Here is a 6,212-nt window from a genome sequence, read left to right as displayed (position 1 = left end):
TCATTGAATCATCTGTTTCAATAGTTTTCTTTTTGGGTCTTCCACAACCCTTCCCTTTTTTAGGGGCTGTTCCTGTTTTTGAAAATATTACAGTTTCGTCTTTTTGATATTCTCTAAATTTATTTCAAATTCTACGTCTAATATTTTCTTTAAAGTAATCCTTATTATATTTTTCTGAAATATAAGATGCAAATTTGTATTCATATTCATTTGTGTATTCTCAATTTTCTAGTCATCTAAATAGATCTAATCATTCATAATGTTTCAATTGTTTAGCCATTTGTAAACTCCTTTCTCTTATTGTAAACGAAAAGTAGACAGTTTTTATTTTCTGTCTACTTTTCTTGTCCTAGTTTATTTTTCTTAAGTATTAATTGTTTAAAAACACAGTTCAAAAATTAACAATATTTAAGCTTAACACCAAAAGGCATTAAAAAAAGAAAAAACAGAGCAAAAACCGCTATTTTTACAAAAATAGCCAAAAATGACCCGTTTTTTTGGCTTTTTTTGCGACTTTTTTTTTTTTTTTTTTAGAATGCATTTTTAAATGCTATTATTAGCCCATTAATTTATATAAATTCAACATTTAAATATATAAATAGAATAGGAGAAATGTATGAAAAATAAAGCATTAAAAAGGAGTCTTTTAATTGTACCTGCATCAGTACCATTAATAGGACTTGTTTTGCCTCTTTCATTGACTACAAGCTCAAACAATGTGTCAAGTAAAACTCTTACAGGCAATACTTGAACTTTTGATCAAGTTAATGTTAATGTGCAAGATGATATTTGAAAGAACTATAATTCACTTCCAACTTCAGATCATAATGCTAGATATGCGCCATATAGATATATAAATATTTTTGATAAAAACGGTAATCGGAATTTCAATGACACCAATATTAGTTGACAATATCCAAATGTTGGAGATTCATGATTTAGATTATTTGATGCTTCAAATCCAGGTTTTCCAAACAATGTAAATGTTTCCGATTGAACAGGTAGTGGTTATGCAACAGAAAGCGGAACGCTTTATTCTTGACAAGTAGACGGTTTTAAAAATCAAAATGTAGATTATGGACCATGATGAAATGGAAATGGATATAATCCAAGTACTGATACCAAAAGATTTAAAATAGGTTATAACTTAGTTAATAAACCATTACGTGACTCTTCTGCAACCCATGGTGCGCAATCAACGTTCTATACAGGAGCATTTTATTTTTCAAATGATATGAAATTAGCAAGTGATATTAAAATTCACTTGTATATTAAAGTTGATAATAGAAATGATTCAACTGTTTTACAACAAAAAACTTATACTATCAAATTAAAAGAAGATAAAAATGCTAAATTATCTGATTATGATATTTCACCTTGAATTTGAAAAGTGCAAAAAGTGAATAAAGATTCTCTTCAAGCTTCTAAAAATGGAGATAGATTAGAAGCGTGATTAACCAATTATGCATACTTACCTTATTACAAAAATACTCCAACATCATATACAAATGGGTTAAGTACTGATTTGCAAAATCAAAAAAGAGAGTGAGACAATTATAGATCTTCAGATAAATATAACGGAATGTATGATATTTTGGTATCTACTCCAACCGATATGTCAGATATTAGAAACAATGGCTTTCGATTATCAAATGGTAGAAATCGTGAATATGTAAATTTTGGTTTATATCAAAAAAACCTTATTAGTGATGCGAGACCGTCTGACATTATATATAGCAATCAAGGTGGTTTATTCGTCTTCAATATTGAAATGGATAAAAAGCTTGATTATTTAGTTGCCGGAGCAGTAGCAGAAGTAGAATTTGAGCGATACAATGATGTGGCTAATCCAAGCAATACAACATTTTTTGGTAATACTGGTTCATCAACAGCTAGAAAATCTTTCTTTGGATCAGCAGAATATCGTGAAAAAGATGATGATACTACTTATCAAAGAATTGTTTCTGGTTTTTGAAAAATAGCTGATAGATCTGAATCTCAACTTAAAAAATTCTATACTTTAGAAACCATTGATTCAGAACTAAGTTCTGATATTTATAATCCAAATAGTGATGCATTTCCACGCACAACCTTAAGAATTACTGAAAATGGAAATTCAAATATTAGTTATGAGATTAATAAAGATGGAATTAATAGAAACAAAAGCACAATTAGTACCAAAAGTATTTATCAAGATACAAAAGCAGTAAGAAATACAAATGATTTACGTTTAACAAGTACAATTTTTAGTGCAGATGCTAAAAAATGAAAAGTTAAAAATGGTAGTTCATTAACCGCTAGCCCATTATCATCAAATAGATTTGATAGCAATGGAATTGAATTTGCACCAATTACTTATACATATACTGATCTTGAATTAGCTAAAAGATATGTTGATACTAAACAATGATTAAATAAAGGGCAAAAAGATTATTTAAAAATGGCATTAGATAATGAAACAGGATTTAGTGCAAGCAATGAATATTCAGATAGTACTGTTTTAACTAAATGAAAAACTAATATTGATACTCTTGATGATCAACAAAAAACAATTGAAGCAAAATATAAAGAAATTCGTGATTTCCCTTTAAGTAATAATGTTTATGATTCAACTTACAATGCAAATATAACTAAAAAAATCATTTATGCTTTAGCTGTAAAAAAATCAAAAGACGATTTAGATGAAATAATAAGTAGAAATATTAACAAAATTAATTTCCGTTCAACTCAATACAATACCGAATCTGGTGCGATTGACAGAACTAATTCTACAGAATATTCAACTTCTAGTTCAAGTGGTGCATCATATAATAATTTAAAAACTTCAATGGATACGGTTTATAAACTGCTTAATGATTATTTAAATGCTGTAATAACTAGTGGTAAAACTGAAATTGAAAAATATTTTGCAAAATTAGCACAATATCCAATTACTGAACAAAATTCTTCAACTTATAGTGGAAATTATGATAAAGCTAAAAACCTTATTATTGAGACAATTAAAGCTCAAGTTAAAAACCTTAATTCAAAAAGCCAACTAAATCCATTTGCTAATTTAGATGCTACAAACGAGCAAATTAAAACAATTATTGATTTAATCAGTAAAGTTAATAAATTAAATAATGACAAAAATTCGGTTAAGTCACAAATTGAAACTTATAAACAATCACAAAATGACTTTAATAATTTAGGTTCTTTTGAGTTCGCAAGTTCTGCAAATCAAATTGATTTAACAGCTCTTGAAGCATTTGATAAAAACTTAACAAACGCTTCTGATAAAACTATTCCAAATATTTTTGCTTCAACTGATATTCTTACTAAGTTTTATAATGATAATAATGATATTTTTACTAAACAATGAATAGAAAAAGCAAAAAATCTTAATGGTGCAATTAATGAATTTAATACCGAAATAGATAAATTTAACTATTTAGATGCAAACCAAAAATCAAGTGCTAAAAATGCTTTACAAAGTGCTTTAAGTGGAAACAAGATTTTCACTTATAATGAAAATGCAGTCACAAATGAAGTCACACTTAGTGTAAATAGTGAATTTATTAAAAAGATAAATGATCAAATGGCTAGTGCTTTTGCAACTGCTAAAACAACAGCTAAAACTCAAATTTCAGCATTAAATGAATTAACGGATGCAGAAAAAATTCAAGTTAAAAAAGAAATAGATAATGCTGCTCTTTACAAAGATAGTTATGATGCAAATCGACCGTTTACTGACAAAATTTTAATCGGTTCAGACAAAAATATTAAAACAATTGTAGATAAATGAACTGATATTAATAATGAAAGAGCCAGAATTAAAAACTATACTGCTACTTTTGATTATCCAAATAAAAATATTGAACCTACAGCTGCTCAACAAGATTTAGTTACTCAAAAAAGCATTTCTCCTGATGCAAATGGTTTAGAAACTGAAATTATTGATATTAGTGGTGATAATAACACTGGCACTTTAACTGTTACTTATAGAGTAGTAAAAACAAGTGATAAAACTAATGTTTATACTAAAAATAAAACCTATGATATTACTGGTTTTTCTAATGAGCAAAATAGAGTTAATGATTTAAATGCTACTCCGGATTATAAAGATGCGAGTCAAAAATCAAATATTCAAGCGTCAGCTGTTGTAAATAGAGGTAATAATTCTGAAGATATTACTTGAACATTACCGGCAAAAACACAAATTTATCCAGGTAGTGTTAAATATCTTGGTTATAACGATATAACCGGCAAAATTAAAATTGCATATAAGTTGCAATCAACTGTTGATGAAAGTGCAATTTCTACTGAAAAAACAGCAGAAATTACTGGTTTTGAAACAGAATCAACCAGATTAAATAATTTAGTCACACAAGACACAAATACTAATCAAAATACAGTTCTTAACATCACTGCAGATCCTATCAAACGTGCTTCAGATTCAAAATTAAATACTGATTACACAATTGCTTTAGCAAATAATTATGGAACTACTAATCAAGTTGAATTAACTAATTTATCATCTCCTACAGCTAATGATACTGATGGCTCAGTTTCATATACATATAAACTAAAAACCACAAGAACTAAAGAAGATTTAGTAACAATTGCTGAAGAAGCAGTTAATAATAATGATTTTTATAGTGATGTTTCAGCATCACAAACTAGAACTGGCTTTTTAACTCAAGCTCAATATGAACAAAATCAAAAAGATGCAAAGAAAAAAGCAATTGATGATTATAAATATTTAAATGATGCACAAAAAACTGCACTTAAAAATCAAGTGAATCAAGCTAATCTAGATCAATTAGATCAAATTGCGCAAAACGCAAGTGATTTAAATGATGCAATGAAAGCTTACAGCGATGCAACTAATAATATCGAAACAATTAAAAAAGGCACAGATTATACTCAAGCAGATAATAAGAGTGCTTTAGATAGCGCGGTAACTCAACAAAAAACTGATGTTAATAAAACTCAAGGATCTAATTTATCATTAGAAGTAGTAAAAAATAGAACTAAAGCAATTCAAGAAGCAATTAGTAATTTAAATGGTGATGAAAGATTACAAAAAGCTAAAAATGATGCAATTGCTAAAATTAATTCTGATTATTCATCATTAACTGATAAACAAAAAGAAAAAGCAAGTGCTTTAATTAATGGACAAACAACAATTAATGGTGTTACTGGTCAAGATGCATCTAATAGCGCATTAAATTCTTCAATGAAAACCTTGCATGATTACATAGCAGATCAAAATAATGTAACAGCAGGCAAGAATTATACTTATACTACTAACGCCTTAAGAGAAGCCTATGATGGCAATCCAACTAAAGACGGCAATCAAAAAGGTGGAGTAATTAAAGAAGCAGAAGATTTAGTAACCGCTTTAAATACTGACAATAATGATAATTTAATGAATAAATCTAATATCGATTCATTAAATAACAAAATTCAAACCGCAATTAATAATTTAAACGGTCAAAAACGTTATCAAGAAGAATTAGCAAGATTAAATGATTTATCTCTTGCTTTAGCTAAAGTTAAAGACGCAAAACAAGCTACAGATACAGCAAGTGAAGTTGACACTAATGAAGTTGAATTCATTTCTTCAACTGTGCCTGCAGATGTAAAACCAGTTGATTTAGCTATTTCAAATCCAAATGAATTAACAGGTAAATTAGACTTAAGTTACAAATATCAATCAACTAAAGAAAATCTTGAAAGTGTTCAATCAACTAAGGTTTATACATTAAATGATAATAACGCCTTAAGCACTTTAACTGAACAACAAAGAGTGGATGATATTTTGGCTGATTTAAATAATTCATTTACTATTAATGAAAGTGATACTAACGCAATTAATAGAAATCAATTGCCAAGTGAAGTTGCTAAAGAAGCTATTAAAGCGTTTAACAACCCAGCAAACTTAAATGTTGAAGGTTATTTAAACAGTATTGAATTATCACCAAACAATGATAATGGTACATTAAACATAACATTCAAAATTGTTTCAACCAAAGCAATAGTGAATTCAAATAACGACCCACAAAAAAACCCAGTAGTTGTTTCAACTGGTACAAGAACAATTACTTTAACAGGTTTTAAAACTACTTTACAAGTTGAAAAAGAAAAAGTTACCCAATACATTAATAACAATGTTCCTGAAGAAGAAAAACAAGCTTTATTAGATGAATTGGCAAAAGCTAATAATCTTA

General features: G+C 27.9%; 1 protein-coding gene and 1 pseudogene. One reads left to right on the top strand and one right to left on the bottom strand.

The features are described from left to right. Window positions 1-280, bottom strand: a pseudogene (locus T395_RS0103075) (hypothetical protein); the annotation flags it as partial. Between the two features lie 336 nt (window positions 281-616). Here T395_RS0103075 and T395_RS03450 point away from each other — a divergent pair. Continuing rightward, a partial coding sequence (locus T395_RS03450; protein WP_036458503.1) for a GA module-containing protein occupies window positions 617-6,212 on the top strand: 5,596 nt, incomplete at its 3' end.

Source organism: Mycoplasmopsis iners ATCC 19705, assembly GCF_000701805.1.
Taxonomy (GTDB): domain Bacteria; phylum Bacillota_I; class Bacilli_A; order Mycoplasmatales; family Metamycoplasmataceae; genus Mycoplasmopsis; species Mycoplasmopsis iners.
This window is presented reverse-complemented; position numbering and strand designations above follow the sequence as displayed.